The organism is Mycobacterium szulgai, assembly GCF_002116635.1.
GTDB classification, from domain to species: Bacteria; Actinomycetota; Actinomycetes; order Mycobacteriales; family Mycobacteriaceae; genus Mycobacterium; species Mycobacterium szulgai.
The window spans coordinates 23,682-43,365 of record NZ_LQPW01000019.1 but is presented as its reverse complement, the minus strand read 5'-3'; the positions used below and the strand labels follow the sequence as shown (position 1 = coordinate 43,365).

General features: G+C 62.5%; 18 protein-coding genes and 1 pseudogene. 6 read left to right on the top strand and 13 right to left on the bottom strand.

Annotated elements, in window-relative coordinates; all coding sequences use genetic code 11:
• The first annotated feature begins 24 nt into the window (after positions 1-24).
• The gene (locus tag AWC27_RS04835; protein ID WP_083111054.1) at positions 25-1,368 is read left to right on the top strand and encodes a flavin monoamine oxidase family protein; all 1,344 of its coding nucleotides are present in this window, start codon (positions 25-27) and stop codon (positions 1,366-1,368) included.
• Here the strand turns inward: AWC27_RS04835 and AWC27_RS04830 are convergent.
• Positions 1,363-2,331, bottom strand: a complete 969-nt coding sequence (locus AWC27_RS04830; protein ID WP_085669444.1) for an alpha/beta fold hydrolase — start codon at positions 2,329-2,331, stop codon at positions 1,363-1,365. The genes AWC27_RS04835 and AWC27_RS04830 overlap by 6 nt on opposite strands.
• A 128-nt stretch (positions 2,332-2,459) precedes the next feature.
• Between AWC27_RS04830 and AWC27_RS04825 the strand changes: the two genes are divergently transcribed.
• Positions 2,460-3,863, top strand: coding sequence for a flavin monoamine oxidase family protein (locus AWC27_RS04825; protein ID WP_085669443.1), 1,404 nt, complete (start codon positions 2,460-2,462; stop codon positions 3,861-3,863).
• 3 nt (positions 3,864-3,866) lie between these two features.
• On the opposite strand, the gene AWC27_RS04820 is transcribed toward AWC27_RS04825, so the two are convergent.
• Genes AWC27_RS04820 through AWC27_RS04800 form a run of 5 tightly spaced genes read right to left on the bottom strand, consistent with a single transcriptional unit; the run spans position 3,867 to position 6,900 of the window.
• Complete coding sequence (locus AWC27_RS04820; RefSeq protein WP_085669631.1) at positions 3,867-4,220, bottom strand: nuclear transport factor 2 family protein; 354 nt, start codon at positions 4,218-4,220, stop codon at positions 3,867-3,869.
• 32 nt (positions 4,221-4,252) lie between these two features.
• Positions 4,253-4,981 (bottom strand): DUF2652 domain-containing protein, encoded by a 729-nt coding sequence (locus AWC27_RS04815; RefSeq protein WP_083111057.1) that lies wholly within the window; start codon positions 4,979-4,981, stop codon positions 4,253-4,255.
• 22 nt (positions 4,982-5,003) lie between these two features.
• A complete protein-coding gene (locus AWC27_RS04810; protein WP_083111058.1) occupies positions 5,004-5,843 on the bottom strand; it encodes a glucose 1-dehydrogenase in 840 nt (279 codons plus the stop codon).
• A 42-nt stretch (positions 5,844-5,885) separates the two neighbouring features.
• The gene (locus AWC27_RS04805; RefSeq protein WP_372510954.1) at positions 5,886-6,554 is read right to left on the bottom strand and encodes a DUF1345 domain-containing protein; all 669 of its coding nucleotides are present in this window, start codon (positions 6,552-6,554) and stop codon (positions 5,886-5,888) included.
• A complete protein-coding gene (locus tag AWC27_RS04800) occupies positions 6,541-6,900 on the bottom strand; it encodes an Rv2640c family ArsR-like transcriptional regulator (protein ID WP_083111060.1) in 360 nt (119 codons plus the stop codon). Before AWC27_RS04800 ends, AWC27_RS04805 begins: the two co-directional genes overlap by 14 nt.
• Before the next feature lie 101 nt (positions 6,901-7,001).
• Between AWC27_RS04800 and AWC27_RS04795 the strand changes: the two genes are divergently transcribed.
• The gene (locus AWC27_RS04795) at positions 7,002-7,460 is read left to right on the top strand and encodes an ArsI/CadI family heavy metal resistance metalloenzyme (protein WP_083111061.1); all 459 of its coding nucleotides are present in this window, start codon (positions 7,002-7,004) and stop codon (positions 7,458-7,460) included.
• Positions 7,461-7,476: 16 nt separating this feature from the next.
• Positions 7,477-8,948 (top strand): annotated as a pseudogene (arsB, locus tag AWC27_RS04790) (ACR3 family arsenite efflux transporter).
• On the opposite strand, the gene AWC27_RS04780 reads toward arsB, so the two are convergent.
• The 3 genes from AWC27_RS04780 to AWC27_RS04770 are packed head-to-tail and all read right to left on the bottom strand — an operon-like array spanning position 8,936 to position 11,023.
• Positions 8,936-9,895 carry a hypothetical protein gene (locus AWC27_RS04780; protein WP_083111064.1) on the bottom strand — a complete coding sequence of 320 codons (960 nt, stop codon included), beginning with the start codon at positions 9,893-9,895 and terminating at the stop codon, positions 8,936-8,938. The pseudogene arsB and the gene AWC27_RS04780 sit on opposite strands and share 13 nt — an antisense overlap.
• The gene (locus tag AWC27_RS04775; RefSeq protein ID WP_085669442.1) at positions 9,892-10,416 is read right to left on the bottom strand and encodes a hypothetical protein; all 525 of its coding nucleotides are present in this window, start codon (positions 10,414-10,416) and stop codon (positions 9,892-9,894) included. Before AWC27_RS04775 ends, AWC27_RS04780 begins: the two co-directional genes overlap by 4 nt.
• A 10-nt stretch (positions 10,417-10,426) precedes the next feature.
• Positions 10,427-11,023 carry a DUF6226 family protein gene (locus AWC27_RS04770; RefSeq protein WP_085669441.1) on the bottom strand — a complete coding sequence of 199 codons (597 nt, stop codon included), beginning with the start codon at positions 11,021-11,023 and terminating at the stop codon, positions 10,427-10,429.
• Between the two features lie 777 nt (positions 11,024-11,800).
• On the opposite strand from AWC27_RS04770, the gene AWC27_RS29920 reads away from it, so the two are divergent.
• Positions 11,801-12,877 carry a hypothetical protein gene (locus AWC27_RS29920; RefSeq protein ID WP_139836777.1) on the top strand — a complete coding sequence of 359 codons (1,077 nt, stop codon included), beginning with the start codon at positions 11,801-11,803 and terminating at the stop codon, positions 12,875-12,877.
• A 244-nt stretch (positions 12,878-13,121) separates the two neighbouring features.
• Here AWC27_RS29920 and AWC27_RS04760 read toward each other — a convergent pair whose 3' ends face one another.
• Entirely contained in the window at positions 13,122-14,285 is a 1,164-nt protein-coding gene (locus AWC27_RS04760; RefSeq protein ID WP_085669439.1) for an SNIPE associated domain-containing protein, read from the bottom strand.
• Positions 14,285-15,442 (bottom strand): hypothetical protein, encoded by a 1,158-nt coding sequence (locus AWC27_RS04755; protein WP_139836776.1) that lies wholly within the window; start codon positions 15,440-15,442, stop codon positions 14,285-14,287. Before AWC27_RS04755 ends, AWC27_RS04760 begins: the two co-directional genes overlap by 1 nt.
• 648 nt (positions 15,443-16,090) lie before the next feature.
• Here AWC27_RS04755 and AWC27_RS04750 point away from each other — a divergent pair.
• The gene (locus AWC27_RS04750; protein WP_169726720.1) at positions 16,091-17,059 is read left to right on the top strand and encodes an integrase core domain-containing protein; all 969 of its coding nucleotides are present in this window, start codon (positions 16,091-16,093) and stop codon (positions 17,057-17,059) included.
• Positions 17,060-17,533: 474 nt separating this feature from the next.
• Here AWC27_RS04750 and AWC27_RS04745 read toward each other — a convergent pair whose 3' ends face one another.
• Positions 17,534-18,961, bottom strand: a complete 1,428-nt coding sequence (locus AWC27_RS04745) for a hypothetical protein (protein WP_085669436.1) — start codon at positions 18,959-18,961, stop codon at positions 17,534-17,536.
• Between the two features lie 21 nt (positions 18,962-18,982).
• Entirely contained in the window at positions 18,983-19,684 is a 702-nt protein-coding gene (locus AWC27_RS29915; protein WP_139836775.1) for a hypothetical protein, read from the bottom strand.

Sequence of the window (19,684 nt, the reverse complement as noted above, 5' to 3'; positions counted from 1 at the left end):
ACTAAATGGGGTTCACTATAGGGCGTGACAAACCCTCCGCGGATTGTCGACGTTGTCGTGGTGGGGGCCGGCTTCGCCGGGCTGTCTGCAGCCCGTGAGTTGACCCGACAGGGCCACGATGTGCTGGTATTCGAGGGGCGCGAGCGTGTTGGCGGTCGCTCTTTCACTGGCAGCGTCGCAGGATTACCAGCCGATATGGGCGGCTCATTCGTGGGCCCCACCCAGGACGCGGTCCGAGCGTTGGCGGCCGAGCTGCAGGTGCCGACCACCCCGACCCCCCATCAGGGCAAGAACGTCATCCACTGGCGGGGCGGGCCACGCGCCTACCGCGGGACGATTCCCCGGCTGTCGCTGGCTGGGCTACTCGACATCGGCCGGTTGCGTTGGCAATTCGAAAGAATTTCACGCAACGTCCCGATTTCGGCACCGTGGGACGCCCGACGGGCTCGCCAACTCGACGAGGTGTCGTTGGGTCAATGGTTGCGTTTGGTCCACGCGACCGCCTCCTCGCGCGACCTGATGGCGATCATGACGCGAGTGACTTGGGGATGTGAACCCGACGACGTGTCGATGCTGCACGCCACCCGATATGTCCGCGCCGCGGGCGGCCTGGACCGGCTGCTCGACGTCGAGAACGGTGCCCAGCAGGACCTGTTTCCGGGTGGCACTCAACAGATCGCCGAGTTGGCCGCCGCCGAACTCGGCTCCCGGGTGGTGCTCAACGCGCCGGTCCGTCGCATCGAGCGGCACGGCGCGGGTGTGACGATCACTTCCGATCAGGGCCAGGCCGATGCCGGGTTCGTCATCGTAGCGATCCCACCGGCCCATCGCGCAGCCATCGAGTTCAGTCCCCCGCTACCGCCCGAATACGAACAGCTCGCCAAAAACTGGCCACAGGGCCGGCTCAGCAAGGCCTACGCCGCATACGAGACGCCGTTCTGGCGTACCAACGGTTTCTCCGGCCAGGCTCTGTCCGACCGGGGTCCGGTGTTCATCACCTTCGACGTAAGTCCTCATGACGGCCCCGGTGTTCTGTTGGGATTCGTCGATGCCCGCGCGTTCGATTCGCTGCCCACCGAGCAGCGCCGCCGCGATGCGTTGCGGTGCTTCGCGGCACTGTTCGGCGAGGAGGCGCTCAAACCCCTCGACTATACCGATTTCCGCTGGGGCACAGAGGAATTCGCACCGGGCGGCCCGACGGCCGCGGTGCCGCCGGGCTCGTGGACGCGATACGGGCGATGGTTACGTGCGCCGGTCGGGCCGATTCATTGGGCGGGCACCGAAACCGCGGACGAATGGACCGGATACTTCGACGGCGCGGTCAGGTCCGGCCAGCGGGCGGCCGCCGAGATCGCGGCCCTGCTATGAGCTGATTCGGTGCACCCGAGACCGGGCGACCGATTCGGCCAGGACGCGCAGCTGGCGATTGACCTCCTGCGGTTGCTCCAGCATCGAGCAGTGGCCGCCGGGCAGTTCGACCAGACCGACGACGTTGGGCGCGGTGGCCGCGATCTTGCGAGACTGGCTGATCGGCGTCAGCCGATCACGTTCGCTACCGATAACCAGGGTCGGCACCGTCAGACCGTCCAGGTTGAGGTAGCGCGATCCCATTTCCCCGACGAGCATTCTGGCGCAGCCACCGCGCCCCGCCGGTGACGTCTGCACGAACAACTCGTAGATCAGGTTTGCCGCACTTGGGTCGGCATCGGCGGCAACCGCCATCATCGCGACCAGCTGCCGAGCCGGTATCCGGATCGCGCCCGGAAGCGGGAAGCCGCCCAGGGCGCCGATCAGGCTCCGGCCGGCCAGGACCCGGGCCGCCGCCAACCCCTTGGGCACCGGCAGGAAGCGCACATTGGACACCAGGTCGCCGGTGGTGGTGTTGATCATCGCCACGGCGTCCGCACGCCGGGAAACCTTGTGGCGGTAGCGTTGCGACCAGGCTGCGATGGTGATGCCGCCCATCGAATGCCCGGCGATCACCGCGCGCTCGTGCGGAGCCAACGTCGCGTCCAGTACCGAATCCAGGTCGGACGCAAGGTGTTTGAGACTGTAGCCACCCCGGCGCGGGATGCCGCTGCGTCCGTGACCCCGGTGGTCGAAGGCGATCACCCGGTAGTCGGAGGCAAGGTCTGCGATTTGGTAAGCCCACGCCCGCAGGGCGCAAGTGATGCCGTGGGTCAGCACTATCGGGTAGCCATCGGACGGCCCGAACACCTGGGTGTGCAATGGGGTTCCGTCGGCTGCGCGGACCGTCAGGTCGCGGCTGGGCGGCAACTCCTCGGGCAGCCGGAGTCGCGTACTGCCCCGGGTCGACTTCCGAGCACTCATCGCCGCTCCCCCTTCGAACGCGGCCGCATTGCCGCCTTCCGGTTGGACGCGAGTTTACCTGCACGTAATGGGAAGCCGTCGCAGTTTGGACCAGATTTCCAGGCACGAGATGTGAGAGGCTGACACTCGTGTCCCAGTTATCCCGTCGGGAATTCCTGGCGGCGGCGAGCTTGACCGGCGCCGGGCTGGCCGCGGGCTGCACAACCAATCGTCCGCCGGCGCGCAGCACCAAGATTTCGCGTCCGGGCACTACCACCACCGCGCCACCGGACACCAAGTCAGTGCTCGTGATCGGCGCCGGGATGGCGGGTTTGGGTGCCGCGCGCAGCCTGGCCGACGCCGGATGGCCGGTGCGAGTGATCGAGGCCCGCAATCGAATCGGCGGCCGCGTGCATACCAATCGCGATTGGGGGGTGCCGCTGGAAATGGGTGCGTCCTGGATCCATGGCGCAACCAACAATCCGCTGGACGAGCTGGCCGACAAGGTGTCAGCGCAGCGCAGTCCCACCGAGTACTACAAGTGGACGGAACTCGCGGTGGACCCTCGACTGGCTCCGCTCACCTACACCCAGGCCAGCCAAACCAAGTGGCGGCATTTCGTGGAAGATGCCGGCGACGACGTCGACGGCGGGTCATTGGGCGCCGCGGTCGAAGCCTCGGCCAAACGCGAGGAGCTTTCCGACACCGAGCGCGCTGAATTGGCCTTCTTCGTCAACACCGAGATCGAGGAGGAGTTCGCCGCCGACGCGAGCCAGCTGTCCGCTACAACGTACGATCTGGGCCGCTACACCGACGGCCCGCAGCTGGTGATCACCAGCGGCTACGACGCAATCCCGCGGCTGCTGGCCGAAGGGCTGCAGATCGTCCTCAATACCGTCGTCACATCGGTTGAGCGACACGATGATTCGGTGACGCTGCGGGCGGGCAACCAGATGTTCGAGGGCCCGGCCGCGATCGTCACCGTTCCGCTGGGCGTGCTGAAATCCGGTGCCATCACCTTCGACCCACCGCTACCCGACGGACACGCCCATGCGGTGAGCGCCTTGGGATTCGGCGTATTGTCCAAGAGCTACTTCCGGTTCGACAAGCGAACCTGGGACGTTCCGAATTCGTTCTACCAGTATCTGGGCGCTGACGACGGCATGTGGGCGCAATGGTTGAGCTTGCCGGCCGACGCGGGACCAATTGTGTTGGCTTTCAACGCGGGTCACCGGGGCCGGTATGTGGAGTCAGCCGCTGGCGGTGATTTGATGAACAGCGCGCTGCCGATCGCCCGGCGGCTGTTCGGAGCTGACATCGCGCCCCTGGAGATCAAGTCGTCGACGTGGAGCGTCGACCCATATGCAGTGGGCTCGTATTCATTTCACGCTCCCGGCTCAGGACTGGACGACCGGCGCCGGCTGCAGCAGCCGATCAGCGACCGGCTGTATCTGGCCGGTGAGGCCGTCGGCACCGACAATCCGGCCACCGTGCACGGCGCTCTGCTCAGCGGGCGGCACGCTGCGGCTGAGCTGATGAACCGGTTACGTTGATGCTCAATACTTTTCGAACGCGGGTAGCTCACGCCAGCTCGGCCAGGTGGTCTCCCAGACCCGGTGGATCCGGCCGTCGCGCAACCCCGCGATGAGCACCACCTCGATGCGGCTCGGCTGCTCGCCGGGACGAGACGTGGTGATCCACACCCGCGCGGCGACCTTGTCGGGGGCCGCCACCCAGGCCTGCTCGTCGTATTCGACGGCGTAGCTGATGTCGCTGGCATATAGCTCGCGGTGGCTGTCGCTGAACTCGGCGTAAGTTTGGCTCAGCCCGTCGGAGTACATCACGAAGTCCGGGTGGTAGTAGTGCTCGATCAGCTCGGCGTTCTTAGCGACGACCATTCGGTCGAACATCTCGCGCAGCAGGGCCACTGGGTCTGGTTGGCTCAAGCCGGCAGCTCTTCCCTGTTGCCGCGGCCCAGGTTGCGGAAACCAGCACAGGCTTGTTTGACACCCAAGATGAACGGCAGCGACTGCATCTCGAACTTCATCTTCGCCGAGAACCGGCCGACGGGGCTGCGCTCGGGCACCTCAGGCACCTCCACCGGCAGGGCGAGGTCGATGTAGAAGGTGGACGTTTGGCCGATGCCTTCGAAGTCGTGGGTGAGCGGCAGCGAACGCTGACGCATCGACTCCTCCAGGCACTGCGACACCACGTCGGTCATCAGCACGTATTCGGGTATCGGTACCGAGTTCTTGAGCATCCGGTGCACCAGGATGACGTCGACACCGGCGAGCTCGACGCGGCGCTTCACCTTTTGCTCGGCCACCTCGCCCTCGTGCACCACAAACTTGAGCGAAAGGTTGCCCAACTGGGCGCAGCTCTGGCAGGTGCAGGATGCGTCCTTCTTGATCCGTTCCTTACGGGCCAGAAATGCCTGCCGCATGATCGCCAACCGTTCACACACCATTCTGGCGTTGCCCCCCGGCGCCCAGAAGAATGCGGCATCGCCTTCCAACTTCGCCAGCTTGAGGCCTTTGCCGGCATCGATGACCGCCTCCAGCAGCGCGGCCACCGCCTGCTGGGCGTGCGCCAGGTGCATCCGGTTCCACGTCATGTAACGCGTGTACCCGCCGATATCCGCGATGAGCAGAACTGCACGCCGGATCGCCATGAATTCGGCAGTTTACTAGTCGCTAGAGAATTGGTCTGCCCCCGGTGACCGCCACCCGTGCGCCCGAGATGTAGCTCGCCTCGTCGGAGGCCAGCAATACGTAGATCGAGGCCAGCTCGGCCGGCTGTCCGGCGCGCCCCAGCGGCACGTTGTCCCCGAACGACTTCACTTTCTCCGCAGGCATTGTCGACGGGATCAGCGGCGTCCAGATCGGGCCGGGGGCAACGCTATTGACCCGAATGCCGCGTGGGCCGAGGAGTTGAGCAAGACTGGCCGAGAAATTCGCTATCGCCGCCTTGGTCGCCGCGTATGGCGCCAGCGTGGGATTGGGAGAGTCGGAATTCACCGAGGAACTACCGATGATCGACGAGCCTTCGCGCATGTGCGGCAGCGCCGCCTTGGCGAGGTAGAAATAGGCCCCGACATTGAGCCGGAACGTGTGGTCCCATTCCTCGTCGCTGATTTCTTCCAGGCTCTCGTGGGTCATCTGGAAGGCGGCGTTGTTGACCAGCACGTCGATCTGACCGAACTCCGACGCGGCCCGCTCGACGACCGCGCGGCACTGTTGCGCATCGGCCAGATCACCCCGAACCAGCACGCATTTGCGACCCGCGTCTTCGACATACCGCGCGACGTCCTGAGCGTCGTCGTCCTCATTCAGGTAGGCGATGAGCACGTCGGCGCCCTCTCGAGCGAAGGCGATCGCGACGGCTCGGCCGATTCCGCTGTCGCCGCCGGTGATCACCGCGCTCTTGCCGGTCAGCTTGCCCGATCCGGTATAGCTGTGCTCGCCGCAGTCCGGGACGGGATCCATCTGCGCCTGTACACCGGGGACGGATTGCTGCTGTTCGGGAAATCCCATGTGCAGGGCATAACCGTTATCGGCGGGGGTAAACCTGAGGCGTCAATTTCCCGAATTACTCAGTCCCACAACCAGATTGATCGTGACCGCTAGAATTACCGCCCCGAAGAGGTAGGACAGCACCGCCTGACAAAGCGCAATGGCACGCAGTTTGCCTGTCTGCAAGCTGGTGTCGGAGACCTGGTAGGTCATGCCGACGGTGAACGCGAGGTAGAAGAAGTCCAGGAATCGCGGCTCTTCGGCGCCATTGAAGTTGATCCCGCCGGTGGGCTCGGAGTAGTAGATGTCGGCGTAGCGGACGCTGAAGACGGTGTGCACGACGAACCACGCGGCGACAATGCTGACCACCCCGACCGCAGCCGTGACATCCTTCTCGACCCCCGCCTTGGAACCCGCGGCGAGCAGATGCGCGACACCACCCACACTCGCCACGCTCGCCACCAGGATGATGGCGTCGGTGACCCAGCCCCTCGGCGGGTCCTCGGGGCGGACATGTTCGCGGGTCTGGACGGAGTCCATCGGCAGCACGACGATCCATGTCCAGGCGAGGTAGACGAACGCCGCAGCGATCCAGCCCGCGGCCGGCGCGTATCGCAAGCCTGCCGCCGAACTGATGAGCATTGCCGTCGCGACTCCGAGCAGTGCCGCCACGATCAGCCGAATCACTACGCGCGTGCGTACCGTCGCCATGGCTACCCTAAGTGCAGCAATTTGGATCCAGTGCGGCACACAGAGCCTGTAGCGCATCCGGACGCACCCGATGGAACACCTTCATTCCGCGCCGGTCCGAGACCACCAACCCGGCCTTACGCAGCTGAGTCAGATGATGACTGACCGTCGACTCGCTGAGGTCCAGTACCGCGGCAAGTTCGCCCGAAATCTCCTCGCCCGCAGATGAACTGAACAAGTACGAGATGATCTTGACCCGGACCGGGTCGGCCAGCGCCCGTAGCCGCAACGCGATCTGCAGTGCATCGTCGTCTGACAACTGCCCTGAAGCCACCGGGGCGCAGCAGACCGGTGCGGTCGTGTCGATCACCGGCAGCGCTCTGGGCATAGGGCCACATTGCCACAAAGTTTGACATATATCAAAAAGGTGGCATGCTGAGTGTCGTCGAACTACTTCGATATATGTCTCACAGGTTTGGAGGATTTTCCATGTCTCGAGTGCAGCTGGCTCTCAACGTCGACAACCTCGACGACGCAATTGCGTTCTATTCCAAGCTGTTTGGTTCCGAACCGGCCAAGGTCAAGCCCGGTTACGCCAACTTCGCGATCGCCGATCCGCCGTTGAAGCTGGTCCTGCTGGAAAACCCCACGCAGGGTGGCACACTTAACCACCTCGGGGTGGAGGTCGAATCCAGCGAAGACGTGCACGCCGAGATCGGCAGGCTGGCGTCTGCCGGGATGTTCACCGAGGAAGAAATAGGCACCACGTGCTGCTTTGCCACCCAGGACAAGGTCTGGGTCACCGGGCCGGGCGGCGAGCGGTGGGAGGTCTACACGGTGCTGGCCGACTCCGACACCTTCGGCGCAAGCCCTCAGCACCCCGCCGAGAACGGCGACGGCGTGTGCTGCGGCGGTGCCGCCGCCCAGACCGCGCCGTCATGCTGCTGAGTTCGGCAGCACGTCGATGACTGACACCGTCCCTCGTTCTGGGCTCGCCGCTGCGACAAGGCTTCCCACTCTTGATCGGCTGCTGCCGGTTTGGATTGCGGCGGCCATGGCTGCCGGGTTGTTGCTGGGCCGATTTGTCAAAGGCTTGGGCACGGCGCTGAGTGCCGTTGAGCTCGACGGCATTTCGTTGCCGATCGCACTCGGCTTGTTGATCATGATGTATCCGGTGTTGGCCAAGGTCCGCTACGACCGGCTGGACACGGTCACTCGCGACCGCACGCTAATGGTGTCCTCACTTCTGCTCAACTGGGTGCTGGGGCCTGCGGTGATGTTCACCCTTGCCTGGCTGCTGCTGCCGGATCTGCCCGAATACCGCACCGGCTTGATCATCGTCGGGCTGGCCCGCTGCATCGCCATGGTCGTCATCTGGAACGACCTGGCCTGCGGCGACCGTGAAGCCGCCGCGGTCCTGGTCGCGCTCAACTCGATTTTCCAAGTCGCGATGTTCGCAGTTCTGGGCTGGTTCTACCTCGCAGTACTGCCCGGCTGGCTCGGGCTGGCTCAGACCGACATCAGCGTCTCCCCCTGGCAGATCGCCAAGTCGGTGCTCCTGTTTCTCGGCGTGCCATTGGCGGCGGGATATCTATCCCGACGCTGGGCCGAAAAAACCAAGGGCCGCAACTGGTATGAAACCCGCTACCTGCCGAGGATCGGGCCGTGGGCGCTCTATGGGCTGCTGTTTACGATTGTGATCCTGTTTGCGCTGCAGGGAGACCAGATCGCCACTCGGCCTTGGGACGTGGCCCGCATTGCCCTGCCGTTGCTGGCCTACTTCGCGATCATGTGGGGCGGCGGCTTCGCCTTCGGCTACGCCGTTCGACTCGGTTATGCACGCACCGCGACCCTGGCTTTTACTGCCGCCGGCAACAACTTCGAGCTCGCCATCGCCGTGGCGATCGCCACGTACGGCGCCACCTCAGGCCAGGCACTGGCCGGCGTGGTAGGCCCGCTGATCGAGGTGCCGGTCCTGGTCGCTCTGGTCTACGTCTCCCTGGCGCTGCGGCGTCGCTTCCCGACATGACCGGCCCCAGCGTCCTGTTCGTATGCGTGCACAACGCCGGTCGATCCCAAATGGCGGCCGCACTGCTGACCCACTTCGCCGGTGACCGCATCGAAGTGCGTTCCGCGGGAACCGAACCCGCCGAGCAGATCAACCCTGTGGCCGTTGCTGCGATGGCCGAATTGGGCATCGACATCACCGCGGCGGCGCCCAAAGTCCTCACCGATCTGGCCGTCGCAACCAGCGACGTCGTGATCACCATGGGCTGCGGCGACACCTGCCCCTTCTATCCCGGGGTGTCCTATCGCGACTGGAAACTTGACGACCCCGCCGGCCAACCGCTTGACGTCGTACGCCGAATTCGTGACGACATCGCTGAACTAGTGCGTGCCTTGATTGACGAACTACTGCCTGTTCAAGACGCGTGACCTCCCGTTTGGACGCGCTGCTTTGACCCCGCCTCATAGTTGCGATTAGTGAGATAACTGTGTAGATAGTCGTCGGCCAGCAGACGGGGAATCTGGTGGCGGTGCTGCGGCGATGGGTCAAAGCGGAGAACCTTCGCGCCGTCCACCGTGGCTACCGGAATGTTGTAGTCGGGGTTTTCTTCGACGAACTTGATCAGCTTCTTGGTCGTCAGGTTCTTGGCGTATTCACGGTCGGACTGCACGAGTCGCGCGACGTAGGCCATCTTGGCTCGCATAGTGGGGTCATCCATCACCGCGTTCTCCAAGTCGGCGAACCCGTCGATGCGGACCTTCGCGGTGACGGTGGCAAGGGTTTCGCGGGCCAATCGGCGCGCCTTCTGGTCGGCCTGCAGTTTGGTCTGGATCAGCGTCACTGTCGTGAAGTAGGCGAACCCCGCGCAGGTGAATACGTCGAATCGCGGTTCGTAATAGAGCACTTCGCCTTCGATCGGCCGATAGATGCCATCGCGAGGTATGAGGGTGATTCCGCGCTTGCGGGTCGCGATGCCGGGACCCTTCAAGCGGTGGGCGACGATCTGGCTCGGTCCGGTGCCGACCGCGTGGGCCATTGCGACCGCCTGGCCACCACCGGCGTCGTTGGGAACGTCGCCGCGCCGAATCTCGGCGTCGACGGCGGCGAGCTCGGGGATCTCGCTGAGGTTTTCCACGAGCACCTGGGCTGAGCTGGTTTGGTAGGACGGGTCGTAGTCAAGGAATTGCTTCTGCGACAGACCTGTCGCGGCTCCCACGACGTCTTTGATCACGTCGGCAGCCATGTCACTGACTACGTCGAACCTCGACACCTGTGCGCCGGCCAGCGCCTCGCCGCGAATCACGAAATTCGCAAGGGCGGCAATGCTTTTGCCGACAGCTTCGGTGAGCGCCTCCCGGGCTGTATCCGCGGTCATGTGCGCCCCTTCAGTTGGATCGCGACGTCGTCGCCAAGGTAGCGACATTCGAGCGGCCCGCGCTGCGGGATGTGATTGCGCTTGGCCAGCAGCATGGTGACGGTGCCGTTGGTAGCCGTCACCTCATAGAGGCGGAAGCCGAAAACGGCAAGGGCCGGATTCAAGTGGTAGAGACCGGCACGAACGTAGATCACGACCAGCAGCACCACGAGCGCCCAGGTGGCGGCGACGGCGGGCCCCCTGGCCCCGCCGAACAGCGCAACAACGAGCGGTACGACATAACTCGAGGTGAAAGCCAGCACCCGCTCATCGGCACGCCGAACGGACGTGGTTTCGACAACTCGCGATTGAACCTTCGCCAGACTGCGCAGCACGACGGCCAGGAGCAGAACCGCCGCTGCCGACGCCCCTAGGATCACCCAACTGACCCAGCCGAAATCGGTGAGCTTGAGGACGGCGAGCAATGCGACCAACGGCGCGAACGCCGAGGCCAGCAACCCTATGCCGACGACCCGTTTCATATCTCCGACCCTACGGCCGGGCACCGACAGATTTTTCTACTGGGCGTCGGCGGCGCTGCGGCCATGGCGCCCAACGCATCTCGTCACCAGCGAAGGCTTCGCGTAGCGCATCGCGCTGCGGCACGTCGAGCGGTGCGCGGTCCCAGCTGACCCCCGTCGGGAACTCGTACCAGCGTTCGTGCCACCACGTATCGTCGTGGACAAGTCGCTCACCGAAAGCGCCGGTAACGCACACCTCCACGTAGCCGCGAAGCTGTTCTGCGCAGTGCTCGACTGGCTCGTCGCAGGCGTCGCAACCGCATACCGGCTGATGGGTGCCGCCGTCGTGACCCATCCGCACCAGCACCCCCGGAAACGCGTCGAACACGATCGTCAGCGCGGAAGCGGCAGGATCGGCCGGCACCAACCGAACGACCGGCGCCGGTTCAGGGCTGTGTCGGTCCGACTCGGTGCTCAACTCACGGGTGACATCGAATCGCTGCTGGAGGTCGTTTAGAAGCGAGTGTGCGACTGTGTGCAGTTCTCGGTAGCGCTGTGCGTCGGTGACCCGGCCGTAGGCTTCCGGCGGCGGACCCTGGCTCCCCCACATATGTCCCACGTTGGTCATCCTTGCTCGTGGCGAGAGGCATTGACCACACTTCCGCACCGACGCGGGAGTGCCCGCGGGCATGAAAATGGCCCCCAGGCTTGCGCCTGAGGACCATTTCCGCTAGCAGCCGGGGACAGGATTCGAACCTGCGACCTCTGGGTTATGAGCTACGGACCAGGGATTTTCGGGTGTTGAGCCGGTCTCATTTGTGCAGGTCAGCAGGGGTCAAGCGTCAGGGTGGTCGCGCCTGGTTGCACTGATTTGGGGTGTTTCGCAGAGGTGTTGTTCCCAAACGTGTTCCCAAGTCCCGCGTCGAACAGAGTCCCTACATGAGCTCGCCTGCATAGCGTGCCACGACCGCGAGAAACTTCGAGTGGTATGCACGTTCCGCGAAGAGACGCGCCCCCGGAGCTTGCACCACCGCACGTCCTACTAACGCAGAACAATTCCCACTTCGACCGCACAGTCGTGTTGGTTGGCGGCGAATCCGGTGGTCTGAAAATCGAGACCCGCAAAGCCAACCACGTCCGCTCCTCTTACTCTTCACGATCCGCATTCCGGCAGATAAGACGGCAATCCCGCAACAACGGCGCGTGGTCTGCAAAGTTGTCTCCACGCCGCCCCGAATTACTGTGTAAGTTTCATGCGACCCTAAGCAATCGCAGCGCCGATTCACGCAGCTGATCGTCGTCCAGCAAGGCAGATTGACTGCGTCTATGCAGCAATCTGATTCCATCGCTACTATTAGCTAACTCAATGTCATACCGTCGGTGCCATGTGTTGTGAGAGGCCTTAATGCTCGTCGTTCGCGCGCTGGATTCGCGTTGTTTGTCACAGAACCACCCATGGAGCGTCATAGATATATCTGTAACAAATGCACAGCTCGCCGGCGTACTTGCAGGTTTTATACTTTTGGCTCTGACCACGCTTCTAACGATAAAGCGATCGAAAAAATCCTATTTCAGGTTTGGAGTCAAGCACGCAGTAGTCCTGCTTGGGTTGGGTGTCATCGTGTTGGGGGTGGATGCCTACCTTTTCGGGTCAGTTGCTGCAACTAGGCCGTCAGGGGAATTAGGATGGCCCGACCAGGTTGCTCGCCCAATATGCCAAAGAGCATGGCTCGGATTCCTGCCGGCGATCGGGCTACTGACTCTTGGCGCGGAACTGCTTGTAGCTGGCCTTGCATGGATGATCGTGGGTCACGGCCAGCCAACAGAAAGGTTCCGGCTGGCCAGGAGCTCCAGCCAGGCCTTCATGTTTGTGTCAACAGGAACGTTGGCCTTTTCGCTCTCCACTTCGCTGGTATTCATCAACGCTCTCCAAACCGATTTCGGCTTCGGCGGTGGAGTTGGGCTCACATGCTTGAATGTTTCTGCTTGGATTCTGGCAATCGCGTTCTTTGCGGCAGTGATGTGGAGCCTGCAGTGCGCACGCAGAAAGATTCAAAAAGAAACACGCCAAGTTAAACCAGACAGATTAGCCTCTGTCTGGTCGGAAATTGACGATTACGATCCTAACGACACGATTCAAAGAAAATTGGATAAGGCGTATTTTTGCATCGTCATCTGTCTTTTCTGCGCCGTTGCGCTCACATGGATTCTGACAACTTACCCCTCCTTTTTCAACGGGACGAGCATGAGGTGGTTCGGCGCAGTGGCTGGCTTGGTGACATGTCTGGGCTTGCCAGGCATCACTTTTGTGATGCTCGCCCGAGCGCTCCCTGGAATGAATCAGGAGCCACAGCTCTCAGCTCTTCCTTCGCCGCCAATTTCCAGGGTCAACCAAGTTCCCGGGGCGCTAGCCCGGCTCGTGGTGATCAGCTTCGCGGTCATCATCGTCGCTCACAGGTACTTCACGGACCGGCTTCATTAAATCGCCGCTCGCCAAACTTCGCATTGGACGCCGAAACTCTCGCGTGGTCATGGCTAGGCGATCTCGGTTCACTGATTCAAAGCCGTTTCGCAGAGTTTGTCCCTAAACTCTGTCCCATTGAGGGGCCGGGATGCCAGATTATGGACTGCACCCCACACCAATTTGACGGCCGAGGTGCCTTAAAGCGGTGCAATCGAAAACGCGCCAAGTCATTTCATATGGCGTACCAGTTCTGCAGGTCGCTTCAGCGATTTTCAAGATGTTCGTCGTCCACTGCGAGTTCGCGAGCTCGGATCTTTTCGCTGGAGCGATATTGTTCGGCCTCTGGACGTTCGACGAACTCGAGTAAGTTGCCACCGACCTCGGCCAATGCCGCTTTCACATCGGCCGGCGTGACGTAGAAGTACTCACGGCGGAGATTGACGCGGTTGACCCGCCTGTGAGCGAACCGCTGGTGGAGACCGATTTCCACGCCAACAGCATCATCGGAAAAGAACAGTGCATGGACGTCGAAGCCAAACGGGACTGATGCGTCACCAAGTTCGCGGACCCGGTCCATGGGGTCCAGCCGCCTTGTCATTCCGATCTTGATGATGCCAGGTCCGAAGGAACCGATGTTGCTGACGATATAAACGTATCCGGCACGGATATTCGCTGTGCGGTAATCGTTGTTGGCGATCGATTTGTCAATGTCCGCTATCTTCGCCGCAAGCACCTCGCGCTCGTCCTCGCGGTCACTGTCAACAAGAGCCGCCAAGGCGGCGGCGTAGTGCGCCCGTTCCTTCTCAAGTCGTTCACGCTCGGCGCGGAGTTCGCGTTCCGCTTGCTGCTCCTCACGAAGGCGGGCACGTTCGTCCCGGGCTGCTTCTCGTTCCTCCTGGACCTTCATCTGGTAGTCGGAGGTAAGTGCGAGTTCACGTAATCTCAGCTCGTGATAGGCAGGATTGATGCGCATCTCCATCATCGACGCGTATCGCGCTATTGCTGTGGCTGCACTCGTCAGCCGATTTTCCGCCGCCTTGAGGTTGCCCGCCTTGACGTATCGCACGCAGTTCTCGGCCTCAGCGTTGTACGCCCTTAGCATGAGCTTCGCCAACTCTGCTGTCATCTTACGGCCTTTAGCTAACGAGTTGTCGAATGTGAACCGGGTCGACACCTCAATAGCGCGTCCTTCAGCGATCAATGACTTTACTTCCGCCGAGATCGCTGCCAGTGCATGTTGATAGTCGACGGCGTTTTCTAGCGGGTGTCTGTAGGTGTAGATCCCGACATCATGAAGAACCTCGATTCCGTGGCGAAGCGCCTCCTTCTCAGCGAGTGAATCAGCGAGTTTCTCTTGTAGTAGACGATTTTCGCGAAACAGCTCTGCTAATGCGGAGTCGCCTACGGAAGGGTCTGGAGAACCCATTACCGGACTCCGCGGGTCATATTGATCGCCTTCAGTCCGAACGCATTCTTCGATGCCAGCGCCCGCAGGTGCACTAGGGTCTCTGCCGGATCCACGTTCGCCAAATTCAGCTTGGAAAATTGTTCACGATCTGACGCGGCCGCGATGAACGGGAAAGTCTGCGCAAGCCCGGTTGCCGGATTGACCGCTTCGGTCTGCACGGTAAGTGAAATGGTCTTGATCCGTTCTTCACGGTCACCTTCGAATACCTCGTGAAATGTACGGACTGCCACTGCCGCGACAGCGCCGTTATAACGCTCTCGTCGCTCCTTCTGAGTACACGGCGTTTCCCGTATTTCGTCTGAAGTAGCGATGTACCTATACGCCTTCACACTGGGCATCTCCGACGGCGGGGGAACGATAACCGCGACGGTGAGTTCCCCGAGCTCCGCGTCGAAGCTGTAGTCGTGTTCTACAACGAATGCCTCGGGGTAGACCGAATTCCCAAGTACCACGCCAACATACTGAACGACCGCGTCCGGGTGACCTGCAGCCAATGAAGCGCGAAACTCGTCAACTTTGGCGTTCGCTTCAGCGACGGCACGCTCACGAGCAGCACATGCCTCTCGATACTCGTGCAAGGCAGCACCTAGCTTCTCAGCGCGCCGATGCTCGGAGGCAGCGTGTTCCTCCAGTAGTTGGGCGTTCTTTGCCGGCAGTACTCGATTCACGTAGTCGGACCACTGCCTGTGCGCAGCGTCCCAAACCGCACGAGCTTGAGCGGTCGCCTCAGCATGCTTCTGTTTGCCAAACAACTTCGACAAACCTGTTGGCGACGGTGGCGCGACAAACTGGGGTTCGGGCGGGGGTGCTTCTAGCTGCGGCTGCGGCGGGGCAGCCCTGAGGTCCTCATGAGCGAAAGGTGGGTGCTGGACCCGCTGCTTTAGCGAATCAATGTCGACGTAGTCGTCGACCTCCAGCGTGGCGGCCAGAATCGAGTCGATCTGGCTGAAGATCTCAAGGACCTCGGCAGTCCGAGACTCCGCAGCAGCCTTTTGTGCGTTTACGTGCGCTTCCTTCGCTGCTCGCACTGCGGCGGCATGCTCCATTGCCGATGCCCGTTCCGCTGCGCCCTGCACACGAATGTAGTCGCGCCAGGCGCGTTCTTGCTCTCTCACAGCCCTGTTGTGCGCCTGCACTGCCGCTGCGTGTTCTCGACGCTGACGTTGCTCAGCCAGCCGCGCTTGGTATTGCAACTCCGCAAAGAATCCTCGGCGTCTCCCCACTATGCGAATCCTACTAAGGCGCTGTCGAGGGCGTCAGGACTTTGCTCGACAGTCAAACCATGCACAAAAAGCGTGGCGCCACGACCGCGTCGCGTACAGAGCGCAGAAGAGAGAAAGCAGCAGTTACTGCGACACGCCGCCGAACACATGCTCCGTGCGCTACTTGGTAGACCCCGTAGTCGCTGATATTTCTGGCACCGACAATCTCCTCTATCTGTTCCTTCACCACAAGCTGCGCACAAAACGCACCGCTTTGCGGTGCGACCCCCTTGCCGACGAGGCATGTCAGATGTCGGGATGCGCAGAACATTGCGGGGAGTCGCTACGCGACCTCGACCAGGCGCCTGGCGTTTGCCAGCGCGTACCAGGGTGACAAGATGTCCCGCGTCCATCGGTTCGTGGCATGCCTTGGCGGCCGTAAAAATGACGCGCGCTAGTGCGCGGCAATCGCGTCGGACGCGCTGCGAGAACACCACGAATTCAACACCTCGCAGCGCTGGCCGCGCGGCCGCCGATGTTTCAGCGGAAGAGTTCGACGACTTGTCCCCTGATTGCCCACTGCGGACCATCCGATTCAGCCCGGAGCAGTTCGCCGGCTACGCACAAATGGTCCGTCGGGTTCCACTGCACACATCGATCATCCGGCACCTGCGCGCGGCCGGTCTGGTCACGCCCGCCCCCAAGAAACGCCCCAAAGCTTCCTACATCCGCTTTGCCGCCGATCTGCCCAACGAACGCTGGCAAGCCGACTTCACCCACTGGTGGCTAGCCGACCGAACCCATGTGGAGATCCTGTGCTGGATCGACGACCACTCCCGCTACGCGCTCTGCCTCACCGCGCACCGCCGCGTCACCGGCCCGATCGTCCTGGACGCATTCAGCAAAACCTGTGCTGCTCACGGCGTTCCGGCCTCAACATTGACCGACAATGGCATGGTCTTCACCACCCGACTGGCCGGCGGCAAAGGCGGACGCAACCACCTAGAAGTCGAGCTGCACCGACTCGGGGTGCTCCAAATCAACTCCACGCCCAATCATCCGACCACCTGCGGGAAAGTAGAACGCTTCCACCAAACGCTCAAACGCTGGCTGACCCACCAACCACGTGCCACCACACTTGCCGACCTACAAGCCCAACTCGATACCTTCGTCGAGGAATACAACCATCACCGCCCGCACCGCTCCCTGCCGCACAAGGCCACCCCAGCCACCGCCTACAGCGGCCGACCCAAAGCCCAGCCCGGCAAACGCACCGACACCCACAACCGCGTACGCCGCGACCGCGTCGATAACACCGGCAGCCTCACCTTGCGCCTGGCCGGCCACCTGCACCACATCGGCGTCGGCCGAACCCACGCCCGAACCCACGTTTTGATGCTCGTTCACGACCTCGACGTCCGGATCATCAACGCCGCCACCGGCGAAATGATCCGCGAGCTAACCATCGACCCGACCAGGAACTACCAACCCCGAGGACTGCCCAGCGGCCGCCCAAAGAAAAAGCCCTGAACCCAAAATGCAGGTTCAGAGCTATTCCGATGTCCTGACACATCACACTGGTAGCGGGGACAGGATTCGAACCTGCGACCTCTGGGTTATGAGCTAGCCGGTCGTCGTGTCCCCTGGTGCGGCTAGTCTCGTAGCTGCAGCTCACACAAGTGCTTTGGTCGCGGGCGGCACGCCGCGTTACCCACCATCTCAGCCATTGCGTCGCGTTTCGTTCACAAATCCGTTCACAAGCTGGCCAGGCCGGGTCGTTCCCCAGACGGTCTTGATCGGCCTTGCGCAATGGGCCCTTGCCGCTGCTTACTTACGCGCCGTGCCTCTGCCCTCTGGTTGGTTCAACGGGATTTGGCGGATTAACAATGGAGTGTCGTTCCTCCCCGACAAGCACCGCCACACTGTTGCCCACCGGTGCGGCGGTAACGCGCGGGAAGCCGGTTCCTTCGCCCATCTGCACCGATTCGCCAACAGTGGAGGTTGTCAGGACCGGGAGATGCGTTGCAGCTGACCAAGTATTCGCGCTGTCAACAAATCTCTTTCGTCACGGGTCCATTCCCGAATCTCGGGCATCGCGAGCGGCCGGCCAAGCGGATCGAGCACGCTGTCCACGTATTCTTGGCACCATCCGCGCCATTCCGATGCGGCAGCCCGGTCGACATCGTCTGGTAACCGCTCGATGACGCGATCCATCGCAGCGATGTACTCGCGGAGCTGGAATCCCTCGCGCCACCGCGCGTGCTGCTCGCGCAGCACCTCTGCTCGCACATTCTCAATATGCAAAACGAGCGCGCGGCGCTCGGCTTCGGCCTGCAGTCTTTCGCGCTCAAGCGCAGCCAGTCTTTCTTGTTCGCGGCGACGCTCGGCCTGTTCGGACCGCCGCTCAATCTCCCACAAAATCGTCGGTAGGAAGTTCTCAACCCGCGTTCGCTTGGCAGGCGAATCCGACCACGACTCACTGACGCCCGAACTACCGCCAGACTCCCAGATAAGCCCGACAGCAAGGGAATCCCCCGCCGCGGCATCGGGCCGCTTCGGCGACTTCCCCCAACGCGGGGGCGGCACCTCGCGGTACTTTTGCCAGACGCCGATCGTGTGGCGGTAGCCGCGAATCTTGATCGCAACATGGCCGGCTTCAGAATGTCGATAGTGATAACGCCGCGGCGGATTGGCGGGTTCCACGCGATGTCCTCGAGCGTCAGCCTCCACTGCGAGCGCTTGCAGGATGCGCAGCATTCGGCGTTCCGACGCGATCGACATCGTCATGAAGTCCCGCTCGTGGAGGCCCGCGAGGGCTGGGTGCCATCTGCCGATGCGCACCGCTTGAACGACCTCGGGCGCGGGCGTCGTCCGCCAATATGGCGCGTCCTCCAGGCGGATCACCGAGATTTCCCACCGGCGGCCCATCTCGACGGTCAATTGCTTGCCTTCGGGCGCAAGCTTGTGGCGGTTGATTGCGGCTGCCAACAATGCGTACGGCCGCCGCCCTTCTTTGGACTCGCGCTGGACTTCCCCGCCGGCGGCGATCACTTCAGCGAGCAGTTCCCGTGCCGGACTGTGGAGTTGCTTAGTTGACTGCACTGATGACGGACTTTGACGCCGCGGATCGACCGGCCGCTCAGCGACTGCGGCCGGTTTGGCCGGTGTATCGAGATCCATCTGGGGCCTGCGAGGCCGCTTGGCCCAGTGACCTTGCGGGTACTGGCCTTTCGTCAAATAATGCTCGCCGGCGGGGAGGAGGGCGGCACTCCAGACGCCGCCTCGCTTCGATACCGTCACAAGGCGGCGCGAAACCAGAGCGGCTGCTGTGGTCTTGAAAATGAAATCTGTCCACCGCCCATCGGGACAGCCATCGCTGATCCAACGCAGAACTTCGAGCTGGCGATGATTGAGCGGAGTATCGAATGCCACGTCGGAAATCGTCGGACGCTCTTAGCTGCCTTGCAGCCGCGCCACCTCTGCTTCGAGTTCCTGGATCCGCCGTTCGAGCGCTCCCCGTGTAGGTTTTCGGACGGCTGAAACCGATTCGAGGCGTGTCGGCTCCGCAACAAGGCCGACGGCCCGCGCGTCGATCACGGTCGCTGGGTCGCAATCACATTCGGTACATCTGACCGAGCCGCTAAACGCAGAATGTACGGTCAGATGGCTTCGGTGAGCAGTCCGTTCGATCGTGTGCCCGCAGTAGAGGCGCAGCCGCCAGACCATCAGCTCATGGGGAGGCGTCGGCGTCAACAGGGCGTGAATGCGATCCAGTTGAGACGGCGACATCGGCGGCGGAGGACAGCACCTGCCGCAGTGCATCGTCAGCGAACCGGCGATGCTGTGGCGGTGGGATCGGCACGAAGCGTGCGCGGCTTTGAAGCGGGACTGCTCGGCCTCATAGCGCACTCTTTCAGCATCGGAAAAATTCATCGTGCCCTTGAAATCGAACGGCTCGTTGTCCACATATGGAAGACCGCACCCAGGGCACGGGGCCCCCGCGCGATACTGCTCGAACGTCAGCTGCGCGACATCACATCGCATGGAGTCACGCAGACGCTGTCGATCCTCCTGCCGACGTTCATCTCTTGCGGTCAGCTTGAATGGCTTCGTGAGGTCACCGAGACGCTCATATGTCTCAAGATCGACAGACAC